The sequence below is a fragment of the Amycolatopsis sp. cmx-8-4 genome, from assembly GCF_046548675.1.
Lineage (GTDB): Bacteria > Actinomycetota > Actinomycetes > Mycobacteriales > Pseudonocardiaceae > Amycolatopsis.
In genome coordinates, this window is sequence record NZ_JAEBDZ010000005.1 from 454083 (window position 1) to 476504 (window position 22422).

20 protein-coding genes are annotated in these 22422 nt (G+C 71.1%); 12 read left to right on the plus strand and 8 right to left on the minus strand.

Annotated elements, in window-relative coordinates:
* Positions 1-20 precede the first annotated feature (20 nt).
* Both ACLJQZ_RS13735 and ACLJQZ_RS13740 read left to right on the plus strand, forming a co-directional pair.
* Entirely contained in the window at positions 21-1286 is a 1266-nt protein-coding gene (locus tag ACLJQZ_RS13735; protein ID WP_410620384.1) for an amidohydrolase, read from the plus strand.
* Positions 1287-1303: 17 nt separating this feature from the next.
* Positions 1304-1639: a DUF3099 domain-containing protein gene (locus tag ACLJQZ_RS13740; RefSeq protein ID WP_410620432.1), complete on the plus strand. Its 336-nt coding sequence runs from the start codon at positions 1304-1306 to the stop codon at positions 1637-1639.
* Here ACLJQZ_RS13740 and ACLJQZ_RS13745 read toward each other — a convergent pair.
* Genes ACLJQZ_RS13745 through ACLJQZ_RS13760 form a run of 4 tightly spaced genes read right to left on the minus strand, consistent with a single transcriptional unit; the run spans position 1636 to position 4828 of the window.
* Complete coding sequence (locus ACLJQZ_RS13745) at positions 1636-2508, minus strand: carbohydrate kinase family protein (RefSeq protein WP_410620385.1); 873 nt, start codon at positions 2506-2508, stop codon at positions 1636-1638. The two genes, ACLJQZ_RS13740 and ACLJQZ_RS13745, sit on opposite strands and share 4 nt — an antisense overlap.
* On the minus strand, positions 2505-3410 hold the full coding sequence (locus ACLJQZ_RS13750; protein ID WP_410620386.1) for a pseudouridine-5'-phosphate glycosidase: 906 nt from the start codon (positions 3408-3410) through the stop codon (positions 2505-2507). Before ACLJQZ_RS13750 ends, ACLJQZ_RS13745 begins: the two co-directional genes overlap by 4 nt.
* A gap of 9 nt (positions 3411-3419) precedes the next feature.
* Positions 3420-4037, minus strand: coding sequence for an HD domain-containing protein (locus tag ACLJQZ_RS13755; protein ID WP_410620387.1), 618 nt, complete (start codon positions 4035-4037; stop codon positions 3420-3422).
* Between the two features lie 2 nt (positions 4038-4039).
* Positions 4040-4828 carry a sporulation protein gene (locus tag ACLJQZ_RS13760; protein WP_410620388.1) on the minus strand — a complete coding sequence of 263 codons (789 nt, stop codon included), beginning with the start codon at positions 4826-4828 and terminating at the stop codon, positions 4040-4042.
* 67 nt (positions 4829-4895) lie between these two features.
* On the opposite strand from ACLJQZ_RS13760, the gene ACLJQZ_RS13765 reads away from it, so the two are divergent.
* Both ACLJQZ_RS13765 and ACLJQZ_RS13770 read left to right on the plus strand, forming a co-directional pair.
* The gene (locus ACLJQZ_RS13765) at positions 4896-5138 is read left to right on the plus strand and encodes a DUF3039 domain-containing protein (RefSeq protein ID WP_410620389.1); all 243 of its coding nucleotides are present in this window, start codon (positions 4896-4898) and stop codon (positions 5136-5138) included.
* 179 nt (positions 5139-5317) lie between these two features.
* Positions 5318-6154, plus strand: coding sequence for a hypothetical protein (locus ACLJQZ_RS13770; RefSeq protein ID WP_410620390.1), 837 nt, complete (start codon positions 5318-5320; stop codon positions 6152-6154).
* A gap of 251 nt (positions 6155-6405) precedes the next feature.
* On the opposite strand, the gene ACLJQZ_RS13775 is transcribed toward ACLJQZ_RS13770, so the two are convergent.
* Both ACLJQZ_RS13775 and ACLJQZ_RS13780 read right to left on the minus strand, forming a co-directional pair.
* Positions 6406-9561, minus strand: coding sequence for an efflux RND transporter permease subunit (locus ACLJQZ_RS13775; protein WP_410620391.1), 3156 nt, complete (start codon positions 9559-9561; stop codon positions 6406-6408).
* An 88-nt stretch (positions 9562-9649) separates the two neighbouring features.
* Complete coding sequence (locus ACLJQZ_RS13780; RefSeq protein ID WP_410620392.1) at positions 9650-10828, minus strand: YihY/virulence factor BrkB family protein; 1179 nt, start codon at positions 10826-10828, stop codon at positions 9650-9652.
* A 209-nt stretch (positions 10829-11037) separates the two neighbouring features.
* Between ACLJQZ_RS13780 and ACLJQZ_RS13785 the strand changes: the two genes are divergently transcribed.
* The 5 genes from ACLJQZ_RS13785 (at position 11038) to ACLJQZ_RS13805 (ending at position 18186) form a co-directional block, all read left to right on the plus strand.
* On the plus strand, positions 11038-12777 hold the full coding sequence (locus ACLJQZ_RS13785; protein WP_410620393.1) for a DEAD/DEAH box helicase: 1740 nt from the start codon (positions 11038-11040) through the stop codon (positions 12775-12777).
* Between the two features lie 680 nt (positions 12778-13457).
* Positions 13458-14597 carry a sugar ABC transporter substrate-binding protein gene (locus tag ACLJQZ_RS13790; RefSeq protein ID WP_410620394.1) on the plus strand — a complete coding sequence of 380 codons (1140 nt, stop codon included), beginning with the start codon at positions 13458-13460 and terminating at the stop codon, positions 14595-14597.
* 138 nt (positions 14598-14735) lie between these two features.
* Positions 14736-15509, plus strand: a complete 774-nt coding sequence (locus tag ACLJQZ_RS13795; protein ID WP_328458781.1) for an ATP-binding cassette domain-containing protein — start codon at positions 14736-14738, stop codon at positions 15507-15509.
* A gap of 20 nt (positions 15510-15529) precedes the next feature.
* On the plus strand, positions 15530-16993 hold the full coding sequence (locus ACLJQZ_RS13800; protein WP_410620395.1) for a sugar ABC transporter permease: 1464 nt from the start codon (positions 15530-15532) through the stop codon (positions 16991-16993).
* An 11-nt stretch (positions 16994-17004) separates the two neighbouring features.
* Positions 17005-18186: an ROK family protein gene (locus ACLJQZ_RS13805; protein WP_410620396.1), complete on the plus strand. Its 1182-nt coding sequence runs from the start codon at positions 17005-17007 to the stop codon at positions 18184-18186.
* A gap of 166 nt (positions 18187-18352) precedes the next feature.
* Here the strand turns inward: ACLJQZ_RS13805 and ACLJQZ_RS13810 are convergent, their stop codons facing one another.
* Positions 18353-18529 carry a hypothetical protein gene (locus ACLJQZ_RS13810; protein ID WP_247063514.1) on the minus strand — a complete coding sequence of 59 codons (177 nt, stop codon included), beginning with the start codon at positions 18527-18529 and terminating at the stop codon, positions 18353-18355.
* Positions 18530-18870: 341 nt separating this feature from the next.
* Between ACLJQZ_RS13810 and ACLJQZ_RS13815 the strand changes: the two genes are divergently transcribed.
* The 3 genes from ACLJQZ_RS13815 (at position 18871) to ACLJQZ_RS13825 (ending at position 20926) form a co-directional block, all read left to right on the plus strand.
* A complete protein-coding gene (locus ACLJQZ_RS13815) occupies positions 18871-19674 on the plus strand; it encodes an EamA family transporter (protein WP_247063520.1) in 804 nt (267 codons plus the stop codon).
* 161 nt (positions 19675-19835) lie between these two features.
* Positions 19836-20135, plus strand: coding sequence for a hypothetical protein (locus ACLJQZ_RS13820; protein ID WP_410620397.1), 300 nt, complete (start codon positions 19836-19838; stop codon positions 20133-20135).
* 8 nt (positions 20136-20143) lie between these two features.
* Positions 20144-20926 carry a DUF6885 family protein gene (locus tag ACLJQZ_RS13825; protein ID WP_410620398.1) on the plus strand — a complete coding sequence of 261 codons (783 nt, stop codon included), beginning with the start codon at positions 20144-20146 and terminating at the stop codon, positions 20924-20926.
* Here the strand turns inward: ACLJQZ_RS13825 and ACLJQZ_RS13830 are convergent.
* A complete protein-coding gene (locus ACLJQZ_RS13830) occupies positions 20904-22349 on the minus strand; it encodes an amino acid permease (protein WP_410620433.1) in 1446 nt (481 codons plus the stop codon). The two genes, ACLJQZ_RS13825 and ACLJQZ_RS13830, sit on opposite strands and share 23 nt — an antisense overlap.
* Between the last annotated feature and the right edge of the window lie 73 nt (positions 22350-22422).

The following is a 22422-nucleotide window of genomic DNA, read 5'->3' on the forward strand; positions in this document are numbered from 1 at the left end:
ATGCTGCCACGATGGCCCTCGTGACCCTTGAACGCGTCCTCACCCCGCTCGACGCGGCGCTGCCCGAGCTCGAAGCGCTGTACATCGACCTCCACCGCCACCCCGAGCTCTCCTTCGCCGAGACGCGCACGGCCGCGGAGCTGGCCCGGCGGCTGGAGCGCGACGGCTACGAGGTGCACACCGGCATCGCCGGCACCGGGGTACTGGGTGTGCTGCGCAACGGCGAGGGCCCCACGGTGCAGCTGCGCGCCGACATCGACGCGCTGCCGGTCGAGGAGAAGACCGGGCTGTCGTACGCGAGCACCGAGCGCGGCACCGACGAGCACGGCACCGACGTCCCGGTCATGCACGCCTGCGGGCACGACATGCACGCCACCTGGCTGTCCGGGGCCGCGACGCTGCTCGCGCGCGGCCGCGACGCCTGGTCCGGCACGCTGCTCGTGGTGTTCCAGCCGGGGGAGGAGAGCGCGGGCGGCGCGTCGGCGATGGTCCGCGACGGCCTGTTCGACATCGCCGGGAAGCCCGACGTCGTGTTCGGCCAGCACCTGGTGCCGGGCCCGGCGGGCTGGGTGCTCACCCGCCCCGGCGTGATCATGGCCGCCACCGACACCCTGCGGATCACCCTGCACGGCCGCGGCGGCCACGGTTCGCGCCCCGAGACGACCGTCGACCCGGCCGTGCTGGCCGCGTCCGTCGTGCTCAAGCTGCAGACGATCGTCTCGCGCGAGATCGCCGCGACCGACTCGGCCGTCGTCACCGTCGGCTCGCTGCACGTGGGCACCGCGAGCAACGTGATCGCCGACGACGCCGTCCTGGAGGTCAACGTCCGGTCGTTCGACCAAGCGGTCCGCGAGCGCGTGCTGGCCGCGGTGGAACGGATCGTCAACGGCGAGGCCGCCACGGCCGGCGCGCCGAAGCCGCCCGAGATCGTCCGGTACGGCTCCTACCCGATCACGGAGAACGACGAGGCGGCCAACAACACGCTCGCCGAGGTCTTCCTCGCCCACTTCGGCCCCGAGGTGACCATGCCGGCGCCGCTGATCACCGGCAGTGAGGACTTCAGCGAGTTCGGCCGCGCGGCCGGCGCGCCGTCGGTGTTCTGGCTGGTCGGCGGGTTCGACCCGGAGACGGTGATCACGGCGATGACCGAAGGCCGCTTCGAGCGCGACATCCCGTCCAACCACTCGCCGCGGTTCGCCCCGGTGCTGCACCCGACCCTGCGCACGGGCATCGAGACGCTCGTCTCCGCGGCGTTGAGCCGCTTGGCCCACCCCGGTGTCGCATGAGCCGCACTGGTGAGACGATGGAGAGCGGAGGTGGTGCAGTGACCATGCCCGCCAACGACTCGGACCCGGTGCTGATCACCGGGGCGGCCCCGTCGTACGAAGAGCAGTTCAGGGCTCGCAAGCGCAAGTACGTCATCATGATGGCGTGCCGCATCCCGTGTCTGATCCTCGCCGGGCTGACCTACCACGTGTGGTGGCTGGCGCTCGGGTTCCTCGCGATCTCGGTGCCGCTGCCGTGGATCGCGGTGCTGATCGCCAACGACAGCCCGCCGCGCAAGACCGAGAAGGTCAACCGCTTCCAGGCCGAGCCGACGGCGATCGAGCACACCACCCACCGCGTCATCGACGGTTAGCCGGGTTGCGGGCCCACCTTCCCGACGGCGAGCGCGCCGAGCCGCGTCCCGTGGCGCAGGATGTCCACTGTGGACTCCCCGGCCAGCCAGCCGGTGAGCACGCCCGCGTCGAACGCGTCGCCCGCGCCCGTCGAGTCCACGCAGTCGGCCTCGATCGCGGGCACGCTCGTGACGCCGCTGTCGTCGACCCAGCTCGCGCCGTTCAGGCCGGCGGTGACCACCACCGCGCCGACCGCGGCGAGCAGCTCCTTCGCCGACGCCGGATCCGCGGACCCGGTCAGCGCGACCAGCTCCTCGGTGTTCGGCATCAGCAGATCGACGCCGCGGACGTCGTCGAGGAACGCCGCCGGGTCGGTGATGTGCGCCGCCGCCTGCGGGTCCACCGACGTCGTCAGGCCCAGCTCGCGGGCCAGCGCCAGCGACGCGAGACCCGCGGCCCGCGACGGCGGGTCGAGCAGCACGTACCCGGACAGGTGCAGGTGCCCCGCTCCGGCCAGCGCCTCCGGCGTGACGTCCTCGGGCGCGAAGCGCTGGTTGGCGCCGCGGTCGGCGAGCATGCTCCGTTGTCCGGTGGCGTCGACCATCACCACGACGCAGCACGTCGGCGCCTCGGCGTCGACCGCGAACGCGCAGCGCACGCCCGCGGCCTCCAGCTCGGCCTTGATCAGCCGGCCGCCCGGGTCGTCGCCGATGCGCGCGAGCAGCGTCGTGTCCGCGTCCAGCGAACGCAGCCACAGCGCCGTGTTGGCGCCCGAGCCGCCGCCGGTGAACCGGATCTTCGCGCGGGCGTCGCCGCCGTGCGGCAACGGCTTGTCGTGCCGCGCGATCACGTCGAGGGCCGCGTCGCCGACCACCACGATGCCGGTCATGCCAGCGCCACCGCGACCGCGGTCGCCAGCTTCGCGTTGTTCAGCACCAGCGCCTCGTTCGCGTCGATGCTCACCCCGCCGCTCGCGGTGTGGAAGTGCTCCAGCAGCACCGGCGTGACCTCGGCGCCGTGCACGCCCCGCTCGGCCACCAGCGCCAGGCCCTCGGCGAGCAGCCGGTCGTGCAGCTCTCTGTCCATTTCGGACACTTCGGGTATCGGGTTCGCCAGCAGGACACCGGAATCCGCGTACGCGCGGTGCGCGGCGACCACCGCGGCGGCCTGCTTCGCGTCGTCCACCCGCCAGCCCACGGCGTGCCCGGACGAGCGCAGGTAGAACGCCGGGAAGTCGTCGGTGCGGTACCCCAGCACCGGCACCGAGTTCGTCTCCAGCACCTCCAGGGTCGCCGGGATGTCGAGCACCGACTTCACGCCGGAGCAGACGACCACGGTCGGCACCTTCGCGAGCACGCCGAGGTCCGCCGAGACGTCCCAGCTCTGCGCGGCGCCGACGTGCACCCCGCCCAGGCCGCCGGTGGCGAACATCCCGATCCCGGCCGCGGCGGCCAGCGCCGACGTGCTCGCCACGGTCGTCGCGCCCGAGCGGCCGAGGCCGACGGCCGGGCCGAGGTCGCGCAGCGACAGCTTGTCCAGCCCGGCGTCCGGCGCGCAGACGCGCTCCAGCTCGGCGGGGGAGAGGCCGACGACGACCCGCCCGTCGAGCACCGCGATGGTGGCCGGGACGGCGCCGCCGGCGCGCACCACGCGCTCGAGGCGCCGGGCGACGTCGAGGTTGCGGCCCGGCGGCAGGCCGTGGGACAGGATGGTGCTCTCCAGCGCGACGACGGGGTGCCCGTCACGCAGCGCGGAAGCGACCTCTTCGTGCAGGTTGAGTGGGGTGGTCACGAGGAACCATCATCGGTGATCGGGTCGCTCCCGGCGCCAGCGGGTCAGCTCGGCCGTCAGGTTCGCCGTGGCGGCGCTCGCCCAGCGTGTCCGCGCGGCTTCGCTGCGGTAGAGCGTCCGCGACAGCATGCCTTCGAGGACGGCGATGCGCCCTTCGCGCCAGACGTCGCCGGGGTACTTCGCGTACTCCTCGCGCACGGCCTGGGCGTACCCGGCGTACTGCGCTTCGGGCGCGCCGAGGATGGCGAGATCGGCGTCGAGCAGCGCGGTGGCGAGGTGGTCGTCGGCGGGCGCGTCGTGTTTGATCGTGGCGAGGATCAGGCCTTCGACGCGCTCGACGTGCGCTTCGGCGACCCCGGTCAGCGCTTCCCGGGCCCAAACCGCGCTCGCGCGCTCGTCTTCGCCGGGGTTCGCGTCGTAGACGACGTCGTGCGTCCACGCGGCGACGGCGACGACGGCCCGGTCGGTCTCGCCGAGACCGCCGGCCAGCCAGGCGGAGTCACGCGCGACGGCGGCCGCGTGGGTGAGCGTGTGGTAACGGCGATGGGGCTCTCCGTAACGGCTTTCGAGCCGGGGCCAGGCATCCGGCGTGCCGCCGAGCGCGGCGATCGCTGCGGGCCAGTCCACGGCTAGTCGAAGATCCCGCGCGGCCGCGCCACCTGGTCGAACCAATCTTCGAGCTGCTTCTCCCAGTTGACGTCCGGCTTCATCGTGAACAGGCCGAGGAACTCCTGGCCGCGGCCGCCGAAGCCGCCGGTCTTGCTCACCCGGACCCGCTTGGTGACCTCCAGGATGACGTCGGTGCGCTCCGACGACGTCAGGAACGTGACCGCGACCTGGGAAAAGACGCTCGCGAAGCGCGGCGAAGGCGCGAAGCGGATCTCCTGGAAGAAGGCGAGCTGCTGGTTCGCGCCGTTGATCCGGCCCTGCTCCAGGATCGCTTCGTGGTAGACAAAACCGATCCGGCCCAGCGCGTCGAGGACCCGCTTCTGCGCCGGGAGCGGCTCGATCGCGACGGCGTCGGCGTCGAACGGGTCGGATACCGCAGCCGCGAGGTCCAGCTCGGCGCGCACGCCGACCGCCGTCCCTGCCAGGGGCTTGCCGAAGACGCTCGTGACCGGCGTCTCCCAGGGCAGCGGGATCTCGAACGGCACGCGCACCTGCTGGCCGGCGCGGATGGTCTCGCGGCCGACGAGCTGCTGCGCACCGAACGGGAGGTCTTCGGTCTTGTCCTCGCCGGTGACCTGGACGCGGGCCAGCAGCGTCACGCCCAGCGCGTTGATCTCCTGGTCGACCTCGCCGCCGAGCAGCAGGACCTCGCCGTGCAACGGGCGGCCGGGGGCGGCCGTGCGGTCGAGCAGGCGGGCGTCGATCTTCGCTCCGCCCGAGCCGAACGTCGCGAGCACCTTCTGGAACATGCCGCCGATCCTGCCAGGTCGAGGGGCTTTCGTACGAGCTTCGGCGGGACTGGGGCACAATGGCCGGGTGAGCACCGAGACGCTGACGAAGCCGGAAACCACGCCCGAGGGCACGGAGACCACCGACGACGACACACCGAAGATGTTCCACTACGTGAAGAAGGCCAAGATCGCCGAGAGCGCGGTCATGGGCAATCACGTGGTGGCGCTGTGCGGTGAGGTCTTCCCGGTGACGAAGTCGCCGAAGCCCGGTTCGCCGGTCTGCCCGGCCTGCAAGGAGATCTTCGACGGGCTGCGCCCCGGCGAGTGATCCGCCGCCCGGAACCCCGGCTGACGTCGTCCGCCGGGGTTCAACCATGTCCGCAGTGCTGTCCAAAAGGGGACAGATCTCGGGGTCAAACGTGAAAACCCTTCATTAGACGGGTGCGCGACGCCCGGGAGTGCTGGTAGATCCGGTTCGCCAGGTTTCCCACTCCCACCGGAGGCGTCATGCGCAGAACCGGGATCATCGTCGCCGTAGCCGCCCTGCTCACCGTGTTCGCGCCCGCGCTGGCGCAGGCCGTCACCGGCTGGACCGAGGTCGGCAAGGACCAGGCCCGCGCCCTCGACGAGAGCCAGGGGCTCGCGACGATCGTGCGGCCGTCGGGCACCACCATCCGCTACACCGGGCTCAGCACCATCCCGGCCGACCTGAACTCCCAGGGCTGGAACCACGTCGGCGACCCCGGGTCGGCGCAGGGCTGGTACGTCGAGCCCTACCAGCGCGACGACCGGGGCGGGAAGCTCTACCGCGTCCAGGCACCGGACGGCTCGTGGGCGAACTACAAGCACAGCCTCGAGTCGTGGGAGGCGAACAACAACTCGTTCGCCGCCGTCTCGCCCGACGCGCGCTGGCTGGTCGAGGGCGAGTACGGCACGATGGACCGGCTCCTGGTCCACCCGATGCCCGGCGCGGTGTTCACGACCCCCGCGCAGAACCTGCCCCTGGCCGGGACGATCCGGCTCGACCACCCGGTCCGCGACGTCCAGGGCTGCGACTTCCAGACCGCGACCCGGCTGCTCTGCTCGTCCGACGACCCGGACGGCAGCCTCTTCGGCACGACCAAGCCGCTGTTGCAGGTCGACCTCGCCGGGCCGCCGACCGGCTCGGACGTCGCCGGCCACGTCACCTCGCTCGGCCAGCTGCCACTGCGCAGCGGCTGCAGCGGGACCTTCGAGGTCGAGGGCCTCGACTTCGACGAGCGGGACAACACCCTGCGGGTGATCGTGATGTCGCCGAGCATCTGCATCGTCTTCGACAGCATGACCTACCGCTTCAAGCAGTAGCCGTGTGATCGAAGGGTCGACTCGCGTGATTGAGGAGTCGACACGCGTGATCAGACGGACGACACGCCGAAGCTGGTCGAGCCTCGCCGTGTCGACCCTCGGATCACGCGAGTCGACCCTCGGATCACGCGAGTCGGCGTTCTGATCACGGGGGCGATGCTTCGTCCGGCTACGGCTTTGCGCGAGCCCGAACGGACGACACGCCGCACCCGCGAGCCGGGTGCGGCGTGTCGTCCATCTGTGTGCGCGGGTCAGGCGGTGGGGGCGGGGTCCAGGGACTCCGACTCCGGGGCCTCGACCGGGTGCCGGCGGGCTTCGCGGCGCGCGTGGCGGCGCTCCTTGCGGGTCTCGACCATCGTGTAGAGGGTCGGGACCAGCACCAGCGTCAGCAGCGTCGAGCTGACCAGGCCGCCGATCACCACGATCGCCAGGGGCTGGCCGATGAACCCGCCCTGGCCGGTGATGCCCAGCGCCATCGGGACCAGCGCGAAGATCGTCGCCGCCGCGGTCATCAGGATCGGCCGCAGCCGGCGCCGGCCGCCTTCGGTGACGGCGTCGGCGACGCTCATCCCTTCGGCGCGGTACTGGTTGATCAGGTCGATCAGCACGATCGCGTTGGTCACGACGATGCCGACGAGCATCAGCATGCCGATCAGCGACGGCAGGCCGAGCGCGGTGCCGGTGGCCAGCAGCAGCCCGATCGCGCCGGTCGCCGCGAACGGGATCGACACCAGCAGGATCAGCGGCTGGATCAGGCTGCGGAACGTCGCCACCATGATCAGGAACACGATCGCGATGGCCGCGAGCAGCGCCAGGAAGAGGTTCGAGAACGCCTCCTGCTGGTCCTGGCTCACGCCGCCGAGCGAGTACGACGCGCCGCCGGCGAACGTGATTCCGTCCAGCTTGGACTGGATGGCCGCGGTCGTCTTGCTCAGGTTGTCCCCGGTGTTCTTCGCCGTGACGGTGGTGCTGAGGTCGCCGCCGGTGCGGTGCACCGACGCCGGGCCGTCCACAGTGGACACCTTCGCGACCTCGTCCAGCCGGACGACGCCGGCCGGACCGGGGATCGGCAGGCCCTTGACCTGGTCCACGGACACCGGCGCGGTGCCGGCGCGGAGCACGACGTCCGTGCGCTGCCCGTCGACCGGGAGCTGTGTCACCGTGCGCCCGGCGATCGCCTGGTTGGCGACCTGGCCGATGGTGCTCGCCGACAGCCCGCGCGCGGCGGCCGCGGCGTCGTCCACCTCGACCTGCACCCGCGGCGAGCCGACGGACAGGTCGCTGGTCACCTCGGTCAGCCCGGAAACCCCTTGCAGCGCCTGCTGCACCTGGTCGGACGCGGGCTTCAGCGCCGCTTCCGACGGCGCGGTCACGGTGACCGAGACCTGGTCGGAGTTGAACCCGGAGGCGTCGGCGCCGATCTTGATCTCGCCCAGCTCGGGCCGCGACGTCAGCTTGTCGCGCAGCCGGCTCGACAGCGCGTCGAGGTCGGTGTCCTTCGCGACGGTGACGGAGATGCTGGTCGACGTGCCGCCGCCGCCGAAGCCGCCGAAAGCGCCACCTCCGCCGACGCTGACCTGGTAGGTCTGCACGGACTTCTCGGCCGCCAGGGCCTGCTCGACCGCCGTAGCGGCCTTCTCCTTGGCCTCGACGCTGGTGCCCGCGGGCAGCTTTTGCGTCATGTTCAGCGTGGTGCCGCCGGACTGGTCGAGGAAGTTGGTGTTCAGGCGCGTCGCGAGCCCGACGGTGCCGGCGAAGATCAGCAGCGCCAGCAGGACGACGGTGAGCCGCCGCTTGGTGGCGAACCGGATTACCGGCAGGTAGGCGCGCTGCAGCAGGCCGCGGCGCTCCTTCTCGACGGCGGCTTCGCGCGCCCGCTCGGCCTCGATGGCGTCCGCGGGCACCTCCGGCTGCTTGAGGAACCAGTACGCGAGCACCGGGACCACGGTCAGCGACACGAGCAGCGACGCCAGCAGCGCCACCGTCACGGTGATCGCGAACGGCGAGAACAGCTCCCCGACGAACCCGCCGACGAACGCGATCGGCAGGAACACCGCGACGGTCGTCAGCGTGGACGACGTCACCGCGCCGGCCACCTCGCGGACGCCGTCGAGCACGGCCCGCTGCTTCTCCTCGCCGTACGCGAGGTGGCGTTTGATGTTCTCCAGCACCACGATCGAGTCGTCGACCACCCGGCCGATCGCGATGGTCAGCGCGCCGAGGGTGAGCAGGTTGAGCGACAGGTCGCCGGTCCACAGCGCCAGCAACGCGACGACCACCGACAGCGGGATCGAGACCGCGGTCACCAGCGTCGAGCGCACCGACAGCAGGAACAGCAGGATGACGATGACGGCGAACGCCAGGCCCAGCAGGCCTTCGGTGGTCAGGCCGCTGATCGCGTCCTTCACCGGCGTGCCCTGGTCGAACACGACGCTCATCTCGGAGCCGGTCTTCTTCGCCAGGTCGGGCAGCTTGTCGCGCACCGCGTCGGAGATCGCGACGGCGTTCCCGTTGTCCACCATGGTGATCGAGAGGCCGAGGCTCGGCTTGCCGTTGGTGCGCGTGATCGACGTCGGCGGGGCGAACCCGGTCTGGACGTCGGCGACGTCACCGAGCTTCACCGGCCCGCGCGCCGGAGCGCCCGCGCGGGAGGCCCCGGCCGCGGCGCTGGGCGTGAGGTAGAGGTTGCGGATCGTGTCCACAGTGGTCTGCGCGCCGCCGACCTGGACCGACAGCGTCTTGCCGCCTTCGGTGAGCGTCCCGGCCGGCACGGCCGCGCCCGCGGTCTGCAGCGCGGTGGCGATCGACGTCGGGTCGACGCCCGCGGCGGCCAGCTTCGCGTAGTCGAGGGTGATCGTGAGCCGCGGCTGCTGCACGCCGGTGACGGTGACCGTGCGGACGCCGTCGATCTTGCGCAGCTCCGGCGCGACCTGGTCGGTCAGCGCGGGGGCCAGCTGCTGCGGGTCCCCGGCGGTGCCGGCGGCGACCAGCACGACCGGCAGGTCGTCGGTGCTGCCCGCGGACACGGCAGGCTCGGAGTTCTGCGGCAGCCGGGTCCGGACCTGGTTCACCGCCTGCTGGATCTGCGAGACGGCGGCGTCGACGTCGGTCCCGAACTCGAACTGCGCGACGACCCGGGACACGCCGTCGGAAGACGTCGAATCCAGCTCCTTGAGGCCCTTCAGCCCCTGGAGCCCGCCTTCGAGGGGCTCGGTGACCTGCTTGTCGACCGCGTCCGGGGACGCGCCCGCGTACGCGGTGACGATCTGCGCCTGCGGGAACTGCAGCGACGGGAACAGCTGCTGCTTGATCTGCGGCAGCGCGAAGGCACCGAAGCCGACGATGACGAGCGCGAGCAGGCCGATCAGGCTTCGGTTGCGCAGGCTCAATCTGGCCAGCACGGACATGACTTGGGAACCCCCTCGGGAACGACGCGGCGACCGACGCCTGCGTCAGTGACCCGCTGAGCGTGCCATGTCCGAACTGAGGAGCGACTCAGCCTGTGGGTGGATTCCGGGTGGTCCCTTCGGATGAGCCCCCACCCTGAGCAGCGCTGGGTGCCGATTCCGGCGCGCTGGGTGACGACGATCCGTCCTCATCGGACGGTGCCTCGCCGTCGGGTGCCTCCGCGGCGCCGTTCACGTCCTCGGCGCGGGGGCGGCGCAGCGGCATCGTCGAGCGCTCCCACAGCTTGCGCCCGTCCTCGGTGCGCAGCCGCTCGGAGGCGCGTTCCATCTCCAGCCGGCGCCACTTGCGGCGCTGGCGCCGGGTCGCCTTCGCCGGCCACAGCTCCTGGAGCGCGCTGTTGAAGTACGCGCCGCCGACCACGGCCAGCCCGATGAAGAACATCAGCAGCAGGAACGCGATCGGCGCGGCCAGCGCGCCGTAGGTGTAGCCGGTCTTGGTGATCCAGTTCAGGTAGACGCGCAGGCCGACCGAGGAGAGCAGGAACACGACCATGGCGAGCACCGCGCCCGGGAGCCCGCGGTGCCACGGCAGCTTCCGCGGCAGCGCGAGCTTGTACAACGTCGTCAGCGCGAGGGTGATCATCGCGCCGAGCGCCGGGAAGTAGAGCGCGCTCACCCACGACGCCACGGTCGGGCGCCAGTCCGACGGGAAGAACTCGGGCAGCAGGTCCGGGCCGATCGCCAGCAGCGGCAGGCCGACCACCAGGACCACCAGGCCGCACAGGTAGAGCAGCAGCGCGAAGATCCGCTGCCAGACGTCGTTGCGGACGCCGTACTGGTCGTGGGCGACGGTGATCGCGTCCACGAACGACGACATCGCCGACGAGCCGGCCCACAGCGAGATGAGGAAGCCGATCGAGACGATCTCGCCCTTGCCGACGGTGAGGATGCTGTTCACCGTCGGTTCGATGATGTCCTGGACGGCGTTGGCGCTGAAGACGGTGCGGCAGAAGCCGATGATCCGGTCGTGCACCTGCGCGACGACGTCCTGGCCGAACCACTCGCCGACGAAACCCAGGCTGCCGAGCAGGCCCAGCAGCAGCGGCGGCAGCGAGAGCGTCTGCCAGAAGGCCGCTTCCGCGGCCTCCGAGAAGATGTTGCCCTCCCAGGCCTTGCCGAGCGTGCGCGTGAGGAGGCGCCACGGCCCCTTGCGGGCCACCTTCGTCGCTGCGGACGGCTGCACCTCACCCATGACGGTGTCCAGCATGGTCCATCCGTGGAGATTTGGCTCGTCACCACCCCTGCACCCGGGCGTGTCGGGGGACATCACCCGTGCCGGTGCCCGGAACTGTCGGACCGGGCCGGTAGACTCGCCCCAGTGCCCTCACCGCTGCAACTGACGCCGAAGTCGGTACCACAGTGAGGGTTTTCGCACGTCAGAGCACTTGAGCGGCAGTTGAGCGAGGGGGGACCGGCATGACGGGGACGCAGCTCGGGGCGCCTCCCGCGGAGAAGGACTCGACCGCGCGCCCGCTGCGGGCGTGGCAGCGGCGGGCACTGACCAAGTACCTGACGACGCGGCCCAAGGACTTCCTCGCGGTGGCGACGCCCGGCGCCGGCAAGACCGTGTTCGGCCTGCGGATCGCGGCCGAACTGCTGTCGGACCGCACGATCGAGGCCGTCACCATCGTCACCCCGACCGAGCACCTGAAGCACCAGTGGGCGTCGGCGGCGGCCGTGGCCGGGATCCAGATCGACTCGAACTTCCGCAACACCACCGGCGTCACCTCGTCGGACTACAACGGCGTCGCGCTGACGTACGCGCAGGTCGCCGCGCACCCGACGTTGCACCGGGTGCGCACCGAGAACCGCAAGACGCTGGTCATCCTCGACGAGATCCACCACGGCGGTGACGCGAAGTCCTGGGGTGACGCGATCCGCGAGGCCTTCACTCCCGCTGTGCGGCGGCTCTCGCTGACCGGGACGCCGTTCCGGTCCGACGACTCGGCCATCCCGTTCGTCACCTACGAGCCGGACGCCGGCGGCTTCCAGCGCAGCAAGGCCGACCACTCGTACGGCTACGCCGACGCGCTGGCCGACGGCGTGGTCCGGCCGGTCGTCTTCCTCGCCTATTCGGGTGAGGCCTCCTGGCGCACCAGCGCGGGGGAGGAGTTCACCGCGCGGCTCGGCGAGCCGCTGACCGCGGAGCAGAACGCCCGCGCGTGGCGCACGGCCCTCGACCCGGCGGGCGAGTGGATGCCGGCGGTGCTGCACGCCGCCGACACGCGGTTGTCGCAGGTGCGCCAGAGCGTGCCGGACGCGGGCGGCCTGGTCATCGCCACCGACCAGGAGTCGGCGCGGGCGTACGCGAAGATCCTGGAGCGGCTCTCGGGCCAGGCGCCGACGCTGGTGCTCTCGGACGACCCGAAGGCCTCGGGCCGGATCAAGGAGTTCTCCGAGACGAACGAACGCTGGATCGTCGCCGTCCGGATGGTGTCGGAAGGCGTCGACGTCCCGCGGCTGGCCGTCGGCGTGTACGCCACGAGCGCGTCGACCCCGCTGTTCTTCGCCCAGGCGATCGGCCGGTACGTGCGGGCCCGGAAGAAGGGCGAGACGGCGAGCGTCTTCCTGCCGTCGGTGCCGGTGCTGCTGGAGCTGGCGAGCGAGCTGGAGGCGCAGCGCGACCACGTGCTGGGCAAGCCCCACCGCGAGCAGGAGGGCTGGGAGGACGAGCTGCTCGCCCAGGCCAACCGCACCGAGGACGAGCCGGGCGAGGAGGAGAAGGCGTTCACCTCGTTGGGCGCCTCGGCCGAGCTGGACCAGGTCATCTACGACGGCAACTCCTTCGGCACGGCGGTCTTCTCGGGCTCCGACGAGGAGCAGGAGTACCTCGGCCTGCCGGGGCTGCTGGAGCCGGACCAGGTCCGCGCGCTGCTGCGCAAGCGGCAGGAAGAGCAGGTCGCGGACGAGAAGCGCCGCAAGCCCAAGGCCGAGGAGGCCGCCCCGGCGGCACCGGCCCGCTCGGCCTCGGTGAGCGAGCGGCTGGGCACGTTGCGCAAGGAGCTGAACGCCCTGGTGGGCATGTACCACCACCGCACGAAGAAGCCGCACGGCGCGATCCACAACGAGCTGCGCCGGGTCTGCGGCGGCCCGCCCACGGCGATGGCGACCATGGAGCAGCTGGAAGAACGGATCGTCACCCTCCGCTCCTGGTGACGCTCGCCGGCGCGGTCTGCGGCATGCTGCCCGGCCGCTCGGTCAAGGGTCAGGCACTTCGCCGCGGGGTCTCCGTCCCGGTCCCGCGGAGGTACCTGCGCACCCCACCTCGCCGGCTCCACCGGGTGAGACCGTGTCGCCCGGGAGGCTGAACCCCGGCGGTCACCCTCCGCTCCCGGCGTCACCAGCACAAACCCCTCCAGGAGCTGTGACGCTGCGTACCCGGTTGTCACCGGCGCCCTGCCCGTCCGTTCCCGGGCGAAAGGCACTTCGGGCAGTCCGGGCGAAAGGTTTCGCAAGTCGGCGACCAGGAACGGGAGCGGTCGGTGGGATCACCACGGCTTCGCCGCCGCCCACGCTCGGTGTCCGGGACTGCGGCGGCCGGGCTACCTTCACGCCGTCAAGAAACCTGGATGTAACACACGGTGAGTAGTGGCGATCACATCGTCAGCGGATCTACTCTTTCCGGGCGACGGTCAGCCTGTGTTGCCGAACCGTGTCCAATTGGTGTCATTTAATCGATCCAGCTATCTTCCCCGCAGCCGCTCAGCGGCATATGTTGTCGCCCACAACATATGCGCGACGGTGCGCCGGGGGCCCCTCCGGATCACCGCCCCGCAAGGCCCGGGACAGCAGTCGCGGGCCGATCGACACAATGCTTGGATCCGGAAGGAACGAGGATGCGCAGCAGAACCCTTACCCTCCTCGCCGCCACGGTGAGCACCGGCTTGGTGCTCTCCGCGTGTGGTGCAAACAGTTCGGACAGCGGGGGCGCGGGGAGCAGCTCCGCCTCGTCGTCCGCTCCGGCCGCCGCCGGCGGCGCCAGCGGCAAGGTCGGCGTCATCCTGCCGGAGACCGCCACCTCGGCCCGCTGGGAAGCCTTCGACAAGCCGATGCTGCAGGCCGCTCTCACGGCGCAGGGCTTCGAGCCCGACATCCAGAACGCCCAGGGTGACGCCCAGAAGTTCTCCACCCTGGCCGACGGCTTCATCAGCTCCGGCGTCAAGGCCCTGATCATCGCCCCGTCCGACCCGGCCGTCGGTGCCGCTGTCGAGGCGAAGGCGAAGGGCGCCGGCATCCCGGTCATCGACTACGACCGGCCGAGCCTCGGCGGTTCCGCCGACTACTACGTCTCGTTCGACAACGAGAAGGTCGGCCAGCTGCAGGGCCAGGGCCTCGCGGACAAGCTGAAGGCCACCCCGGGCGCGCAGGTCATCCAGATCGAGGGTGCCCCGACCGACAACAACGCGACGCTGTTCACCAAGGGTCAGGACTCCGTCCTCGCGCCCCTGTTCGCCAGCAACGCGCTGAAGCTGGTCCAGAAGCAGCCGATCAACGACTGGGACAACCAGCTCGGCGGCACCACCTTCGAGCAGATCCTGCAGGGCAACGGCGGCAAGGTCGACGGCGTCGTGGCGGCGAACGACGGCCTGGCCGGCGCGGTCATCACGATCCTCAAGAAGAACGGCCTCAACGGCAAGGTCCCGGTCACGGGCCAGGACGCCACCGCGGACGGCCTCATGGCCATCATGCGCGGCGACCAGTACCTGACGATCTTCAAGCCGATCAAGGAAGAGGCCGAGGCCACCGCCAAGCTGGCCGCCGCCCTCGCCAAGGGCGACACCGCCGGTGCGGACGCGATCGCGACGGGCAAGCTCCACGACCCGAAGAACAACCGCGACATCAAGTCCGTGCTGCTCACGCCGACCCTGATCCTGGAGAAGGACATCAAGACCGTCGTGACCCAGGGCTACGTGAAGGCGACCGAGATCTGCGGTGGCGACCTCGCCGCCAAGTGCACCTCGCTCGGCATCTCCTGAGCCGTCGGCAGTAGTACCCATGAACAGCCGGGCCGGGACGCGCACCCCGACGGCGCGCCCCGGCCCGGTCCCCACTCCTCGCTTGCCGATCGGCGGAGCGGCGGCACAGGGCATAAGAAATTCGGAGAAATGCCATCCATGAGTGAGCCCATCCTCGAGATCAAGGGCCTGAACAAGAGCTTCGGCCCCGTCCACGTCCTCCACGACGTGGACTTCGACGTGCGTGCGGGCGAAGTGACCGCCCTGGTCGGCGACAACGGCGCCGGCAAGTCGACCCTCGTCAAGTGCATCGCCGGCATCCACCCGTACGACTCGGGGGCCGTGCGGTTCAACGGCGAGGACGCCCACATCCGCGGCCCGCGCGACGCGGCGGACCTCGGCATCGAGATCGTCTACCAGGATCTCGCCCTCGCCGACAACCTCGACATCGTCCAGAACATGTTCCTCGGCCGTGAGCGCGGGAGCAGCTGGAAGCTGGACGAAGCCAGCATGGAGAAGGCCGCTCGCGAGACGCTGGCCTCCCTGTCGGTGCGCACCGTGAAGTCGGTCCGGACGCCGGTCTCCTCGCTGTCCGGTGGTCAGCGCCAGACCGTGGCCATCGCCAAGTCGGTGCTGTGGAACAGCAAGGTCGTCGTGCTGGACGAGCCGACCGCCGCCCTCGGTGTCGCGCAGACCCGGCAGGTGCTGGACCTGGTCCGCCGGCTGGCCGAGCAGGGCCTCGGCGTCGTGCTGATCAGCCACAACATGGCCGACGTGTTCGAGGTCGCCGACCGCATCTCGGTGCTCTACCTCGGCCGCCTCGTCGCCGAGGTGCACACGAAGGACGTCAGCCACGGCCAGGTCGTGGAACTGATCACCGCGGGTCGCTCCGGTGACCTCGGCCTGGCCCGGCCCGAAGCCGTGGTCCTGTGAGCGGGAAGAAAGAACCGGAAATGACTGAAACCCCTGCCAAGCACGAAGTCGGCTCTCCCGCCGACGCGCTCGCGCAGACCCAGAACCCCACCGCGGCGATCACCGACTTCGGCATCGACACGACATCGATGTCAACCGGCGAAGCGCTCCGTGACTACTTCGCCCGCATCCGGGCCGGTGAGCTCGGCTCGCTGCCGTCGTTGTTCGGCCTGCTCGTGCTGGTCGTCCTGTTCAGCGCGCTGTCGGACAACTTCTTCACGCTGGCCAACATCGCCAACGTGTTCCCGCAGGGCGCGGGCGTGATCATCATCGCGATGGGCATCGTCTTCGTGCTGCTGCTCGGCGAGATCGACCTCGCCGCCGGTGTGGCCTCCGGCACCGCCGCGTCGGTGATGGCCCTGCACTACGTGCACGCCGGAAACCTGCTGGGCACCTTGGGCTCCGGCGTGTTCATCACGTTCATCGCGGTCCTCGCCGTGGCCATGCTGCTGTCGGCCTACCAGCGGATCTGGGCCGGCGCCGTGCTTTCGCTGATCGGCCTGCTGCTCGTCGCGGTCGGCGTCCCGGCCAGCGCGTGGCTCGAGATCCTGCTGGCCATCTGCGTCGGCACCGCGATCGGCTGCATCACCGGCTTCCTCGTCTCGAAGATCGGCATGCCGTCCTTCGTCGTGACGCTGGCGCTGTTCATCGTGTGGCAGGGCGTCCTGCTGCAGTTCATCGGTGAAGGCGGCACGATCGGCATCACCAACTCGGACATCCTGTACAAGATCGCCAACGGCAACCTGAACATCCTCGGCAGCTGGATCTTCTTCCTCGTCGCCGCCGGCGGGTTCGCGGTGATCACCCTGATCAGCCACTTCCGGCGGCTCCAGCGCGGCCTGGTCGTGCAGCCGACGGCGCTGGTGCTGGTCAAGGTCGGCGCGCTCGTCGTGCTGTCGGCGGTGGGCACCTGGCTGCTGACGATCAACCGCTCGCCGAACAAGGCGGTCGTCACGATCGAGGGCGTCCCGTACGTCATCCCGATCATGCTGGTGCTGCTGGTGGCCGGGACCTACGTGCTCAACCGGACCAAGTACGGCCGCTACGTCTACGCGGTCGGCGGCAACAAGGAAGCCGCCCGCCGCGCCGGTATCGACGTGCCGAAGATCCGGGCGAGCGTGTTCGTCATCGGCTCGGCGGTCGCGGCCATCGGCGGCATCGTCGCCGCGTCGAAGGTCGGTTCGGTCAGCCCGCAGTCCGGTGGCCTCAACACGCTGCTGTACTCGGTCGGCGCGGCCGTCATCGGCGGCACGTCGCTGTTCGGCGGCAAGGGCCGGGTGGCCGACGCCGTCGTCGGTGGCCTGGTCATCGCGGTGGTCATCAACGGCCTGGGCCTGCTCAAGCAGCCGGCCGCGGTGGTCAACATCATCACCGGCCTGGTCCTCCTGCTCGCCGCCACGGTCGACGCGCTGTCGCGGCGCCGCGCGGCTGCGTCGACGCGCTGAACCAGCATGGGATGATCAAGCCCGTGTCCAGCTCACCCGTCGCGCGACCGGACGAGGTGCGCCGGCACAACCGCACGACCCTGCTCCGCCTGCTGCACGTCGGCGGGCCGAGCACCCGGGCGACCCTGGCCGCCGAGCTGGGGCTCAACCGGAGCACGATCAAGACCCTCGTCGACGGGCTGGCGGAAGCCGGTGTCGTCGAGGAGAAGGTGCCGAGGCCGGGACGGGGGGCGGGCCGCCCCTCGCTCCTGGTCCTGCCCCAGCCGCACGCGGCGGTCGTGCTCGCGGTCGACCTGCAGGTCGAGCACGTCGCGATCGCGCTTGTGGGGCTGGGCGGCCAGATCCTGGGCCGCAACAGCTGGAACCTGCGGGGCCGGATGAACCGGCCCGAAGAAGTGATCACCCACGTCATCGAGTCGGCGACCGTCCTGGCCGGCGACCTCGACGTGAGCCCGGTGGCGGTCGGGGTGTCGGTCCCGGGCGTCGTCCGGCGCGCGGACGGGTACGTGCACGAAGCACCCAACCTGCGCTGGACCGACGTCGCGCTCGGCGAGCGGCTGGGCGGTGTCCTGCAGATCCCGATCCTGGTCGGCAACGACGCCGAGCTCGGCGCGGTCGCCGAGCACCTGCGCGGAGCGGCCCGCGGGTCCTCCGACATGGTGTACATCTCGGCGGACGTCGGGGTCGGCGGCGGTGTCATCGCCGAAGGCGCGGCCCTGCGGGGCGGCGCGGGGTACGTCGGCGAGATCGGGCACATGGTGATCCGGCCGGACGGGCGCCCCTGCTACTGCGGCAGCAGCGGCTGCTGGGAGACCGAGGTCGGCGAGGCCGCGTTGTGCCGGGCGCTCGGGCTGGCCGAGGACACCCCGCGCGGCGCGATCCTGTTCGAGCTGCGCGAGCTCGGCCGGGACTCCGAAGCGGCGATGACGCGGCTCGCGGAGTTCGCCGAGTGGCTGACCCTCGGGCTGATCAACGTCGTCAACCTGCTCGGGCCGCAGCTGGTGATCCTCGGCGACCTGCTGACGGTGCTGCCGGAGGCGGTCCTGCGGCACGTCGGCGCGGAGGTCCGCCGGCGCAGCCTGGTGAGCCGGGCGGTCGGCGGCACGCGGATCATCAGCTCGGCGCTGGGTGCCGACGTGAAGCTCTTGGGCGCCGCCGAAGTCGCGTTCGAAGTCGTGCTGGATTCTGTCTGATTTCCTGTCCGGTTTCGTGTCCGGAATCACGGCATTCCGAGGCCTGTCCGTGATTTCCGGCGCGGCAATCGGCAACTTGCAGCTGTACCGGTCGACTGTGCCGGTTAGAGAAATACGAAGGCGGCCAGTGCCTGTGCGCACTGACCGCCTTCGTGTGTCTAGGTCGTTACCGCTGGATGTCGGCGGACAGTTCCTTGAGCTTGGCCTCGTGCTCTCGGGCGTGGTGCCCGCAGAAGAGAAGCTCGCCGCCCTTGAGGACGGCGCGTACCTGAGCTGCGGCCCCGCACCGGTCACAGCGGTCGAGGGCGGTCAGTTCGGGGCGGGTGAGCGTCGGCGTTGTCATGGGGGTCTCCCTCCGTCCCGGCACCGGTTGCCCGGTGCCATCGATCCAGCTACGCCCACTTCGGACTGATGTCGGCTACGGCGATCGTCTCCGGCTCCGCGGTGTTCGTGCTTCCACTCTTCCAGACGTTTCGCGGCCCGCAAGTGTTCCCGCGCCGGTGGGACCCGAGTCACGTCGATTTACCCCGGATGTCGTAGCCGGATCCCGCAATGCAGGAGTGGATTACCCGGAGAGTCACATTTTCCGTGGTCAGGCACCATGGAGTCGTGAGTTCCTTGACGCCGGTCCGGAGGGTTTCCGCGGTACCCGCCCCGCTGTTGTTCGTTCTCAGCGGAATTTCCATGTACGCCGGAGCGGCCATCGCGGTCGACCTTTTCGGCCACGCGACGCCGGCCGGGGTGGCCTGGCTGCGGTGCCTGGGCGCGGCGGTGGTGCTGCTGGCCTGGCGGCGCCCGCCGCGCGCGGCCTGGCGGGGCCGGCGGCTGCTGCTGGCGTGCGTCTTCGGGATCGTGACCGCGGGCATGAACGTGCTGTTCTACGAGGCGATCGCCCGGCTCCCGCTGGGCACGGTCGTCGCGCTGGAGTTCGCCGGGCCCGTGGTGGTGGCCGCCGCGGGCTCCCGCACCCGGCGCGACGTGCTGGCCCTGCTGCTGGTGGTCGCCGGGGTGGTGGCGATCGCCGACGTCCGGCTGTCCGGCAGTGCCCTGGGGGTGCTGTTCGCCCTGGCCGCGGCGGCCGCGTGGGCGGGCTATATCCTGATCGGCAAGCGGGTGGCGACCGACGGCGACGGCATCGACAGCCTCGCGATCGGCTTCGCCGCGGCGACGGTCGTGCTCTCGCCCCTGGCGTTCGGCACGGGAGAAGTGTGGTCTTCGCCACGCATGCTCCTGCTCGGCATCGGCGTGGGCGTGCTGTCGACGGTGGTGCCGTACGCGCTCGACCAGGTGGTCCTGCGCCGCCTGGGCCAGGCCCGGTTCGCGGTGCTGCTGGCCTTGCTCCCGGTGACGGCGGGCGTGACGGGCTTCCTGCTGCTGCACCAGGTGCCGACCCTGCCGGAGGCGCTGGGGACCCTGGCGGTGGTCGCCGGCGTGGCCCTGCGGCGACGTGAGGCCCCTTCCCGGCCGTCCCCGGAGCCGCCGGGCTAGGTCCGGCCGTGCGAATCCAGCACCAGTTTGGTCACGTTCGACGCGGCCGACCTCGCGGCCGAGAGCCGGTTCCGGGCGGGCCGCCCCGGAGAGGGTCAGGGCTCCGGCGAAGCCGGCTGCAGCCACCCGGAACGGCCAACACGCCGACCGGAACGGCCAACATGCCGACCGGAACGGCCAACATGCCGACCGGAGCGGCCAACATGCCGACCGGAGCGGCCAACATGCCGACCGGAGCGGCCAACATGCCGACCGGAGCGGCCAACACGCCGACCGGAGCGGCCAACACGCCGGTAGTCCCGGGCGTGTTGGCCGCTCTGGTCACTGTGTTGGCCGTTCTGGTCACTGTGTTGGCTGGTGAGGGCCGCTCGGCTGGCGGCTCCGCCGATGGGCGCCGGATCGTGATGGCCGTCGTCGCCGCCGGGCGGGGATACTCGAGCCTGGCGGCAGGAGGGTACTGAGGGGATCGATGTCTTCGGGGATCGACGGCGGGCAGCTCGACCTGTCCGGGGTGCGGTGGCTGCCGGGCGGGGCCCGGCTGGCCGCGGTGGCCCAGGCCGAGCTGCCGCAGAAGGACGGGCTGGCGGCGGCGTTCTGCGGCCTCGCGGCGCTGCGGGCGGCCGGCGTCGACGTGCTCGACCAGGACGCCGTCGCGGCGGCCGCGGGCACTGTCCGCGGGCCGGCGGTGCGTCCTCCGGGCGAGCCGGGGCGGACTGACTTCCGGTTGCCGCCGAAAGTCGTCGGCGATCCGCTCGCGGCGGGCACGCGCGTGTCCGGATTGGCGACGGCCGTAGCGGCGTTGTCCGGCGGCGCGCTGGCCGCGGTGCCCGCGGCGGGGGAGTGGAGCACCGAGTCGCTGCTCGCCCTGCTGGCCGGGCTGTGGGACCTGCCGCGCGTCGCGGTGGTCGCCCGGATCGACGGTGCGGAGCTCGGTGCCGACGACACCCCGGAACGCGCGCTGCTCGACTACCTCGACACCGGCGTCCCGCCACTGTGGACGTCGCGCTGGCGGCCGCCGGGCGGCCACTTCGTGCTCCTGGCGGGCGTCCGGATCGGCGCCGAGGGGACGCTGGTGTCCGTTGTGGACACGTACGCTTCCTTGGGGGACAACGGGATCCACGACCAGCCGCTGGAATGGCTCACGGCGGCGCTGGCCGAGCTGGGGGTCATGGTGGTCGTCGACGCGGACCGCGCCGCGGTGGCCCGCGAGGCGGTCCGCGCCGCTGACCTCACTCCGTCGTTTTGGGATTGACGCTGCCGGCGTTCTCGGGCGCGAAGCGGGAGTGGCGGCGGCCGTAGGTGAAGTAGATGACCAGCCCGAGCGCCAGCCAGACCGCGAACCGGATCCACGTCAGCACGTTCAGGTTCAGCATCAGGTAGAAGCACGCCACCGCCGCGACGATCGGGATCACCGGCGAGAACGGCACGGTGAACGGCCGGTCCAGGTCGGGCCGGCGGCGGCGCAGCACCGGGACGGCCACCGCGACGATGATCATCGCCGACAGCGCGCCGATGCTCACCATGTCGGCCAGCTCGGAGATCGGGATGAACGCGGCCAGCACGGCGATCAGCACCGCCCCGCCGATGGTCATCCGGTGCGGGGTGCCCCACTTCGGGTGCGCGGTGCCGAGCTTCTTGGGCAGCAGGCCGTCGCGGCCCATCGCGAAGCCGATCCGGCCGATCGTGACCAGCTCCACCATCATCACCGACGTCAGGCCGGTCACCGCGCCGAGCGAGATGAGCGCGCCGACCCAGTGCTGGCCGACCTTGTCGAACGCGTCGGCCAGCGGCGCGCCGGTGTCGATGTCGGTGAAGGGGATCATCCCGGTGAGGACGATCGAGACGCCGATGTAGAGCACCGCGCAGACGGCCAGCGCGCCGAGGATGCCGACCCGCAGGTCCTTCTTCGGGTTCAGCGTCTCCTCGCCGAGGTTCGCGAGCGCTTCGAAGCCGGTGTAGGCGAAGAAGACCACGGCGGCGGCGGTGATCATGCCGGCGATGCCGTAGACGGACTGCTCCAGACCGAGGGCCGCCTGCACGATCGGCTGCTCCAGCACGCTCGACCCGCCCTCGGGCGGCTTCGCCGTCGGGATGAACGGCGTCAGGTTCGAGCCCTTGACGAAGAACAGGCCCACGGCGAGGACCAGGACGCAGACGGCGACCTTCACGCACACCAGGAGGTTCGTCAGCCAGGCCGACTCCTTGATCCCCAGCACGGCGACCACGGTCAGCACCGCGATGATGGCGACGGCGCCGACGTTGACCTTCGCGTCCTCGCCGAACCAGTCCGGCGACAGCCCGAGCAGGTTCGCCAGGTAACCGGACCAGCCGCGGGCGACCACGGCGGCACCGAGCGCGAATTCGAGCAGCAGGTCCCAGCCGATGATCCAGGCGAAGATCTCGCCGAGCGTGGCGAAGGCGTACGTGTAGGCGCTTCCCGCCGTCGGGACGCTCGACGCGAGCTCGGCGTAACAGAGCGCCGCCAGCCCGGCGACGGCGGCACCGAGCACGAACGAGAGCGTCACCGCCGGCCCGGCGTGCGTCTTCGCCTCGACGCCCGCGAGGGTGAAGATGCCGGTCCCGATGATGATCCCGATGCCGAACCCGATCAGGTCGCGGCCGCGCAGCCGCCGTTTGAGCTCACCCGAGTCCTGGCGCTTCAGGACCTCGTCCACGTTCAACGTTCTCCGCACACCCATGAGGAGAAGTTAGAAGGTCACGAGCCTTTTCGCAGATCGGCAGGAAGCA

Coding starts and splice junctions, on each gene's coding strand:
- ACLJQZ_RS13785 (WP_410620393.1), top strand. CDS start 11,038: ATGACGGGGACGCAGCTCGGGGCGCCTCCCGCGGAGAAGGACTCGACC.
- ACLJQZ_RS13740 (WP_410620432.1), top strand. CDS start 1,304: ATGGAGAGCGGAGGTGGTGCAGTGACCATGCCCGCCAACGACTCGGAC.
- ACLJQZ_RS13810 (WP_247063514.1), bottom strand. CDS start 18,529: ATGACAACGCCGACGCTCACCCGCCCCGAACTGACCGCCCTCGACCGC.
- ACLJQZ_RS13770 (WP_410620390.1), top strand. CDS start 5,318: ATGCGCAGAACCGGGATCATCGTCGCCGTAGCCGCCCTGCTCACCGTG.
- ACLJQZ_RS13820 (WP_410620397.1), top strand. CDS start 19,836: ATGCCGACCGGAACGGCCAACATGCCGACCGGAGCGGCCAACATGCCG.
- ACLJQZ_RS13775 (WP_410620391.1), bottom strand. CDS start 9,561: ATGTCCGTGCTGGCCAGATTGAGCCTGCGCAACCGAAGCCTGATCGGC.
- ACLJQZ_RS13795 (WP_328458781.1), top strand. CDS start 14,736: ATGAGTGAGCCCATCCTCGAGATCAAGGGCCTGAACAAGAGCTTCGGC.
- ACLJQZ_RS13825 (WP_410620398.1), top strand. CDS start 20,144: ATGTCTTCGGGGATCGACGGCGGGCAGCTCGACCTGTCCGGGGTGCGG.
- ACLJQZ_RS13815 (WP_247063520.1), top strand. CDS start 18,871: ATGTACGCCGGAGCGGCCATCGCGGTCGACCTTTTCGGCCACGCGACG.
- ACLJQZ_RS13760 (WP_410620388.1), bottom strand. CDS start 4,828: ATGTTCCAGAAGGTGCTCGCGACGTTCGGCTCGGGCGGAGCGAAGATC.
- ACLJQZ_RS13805 (WP_410620396.1), top strand. CDS start 17,005: ATGATCAAGCCCGTGTCCAGCTCACCCGTCGCGCGACCGGACGAGGTG.
- ACLJQZ_RS13790 (WP_410620394.1), top strand. CDS start 13,458: ATGCGCAGCAGAACCCTTACCCTCCTCGCCGCCACGGTGAGCACCGGC.
- ACLJQZ_RS13780 (WP_410620392.1), bottom strand. CDS start 10,828: ATGCTGGACACCGTCATGGGTGAGGTGCAGCCGTCCGCAGCGACGAAG.
- ACLJQZ_RS13800 (WP_410620395.1), top strand. CDS start 15,530: ATGACTGAAACCCCTGCCAAGCACGAAGTCGGCTCTCCCGCCGACGCG.
- ACLJQZ_RS13745 (WP_410620385.1), bottom strand. CDS start 2,508: ATGACCGGCATCGTGGTGGTCGGCGACGCGGCCCTCGACGTGATCGCG.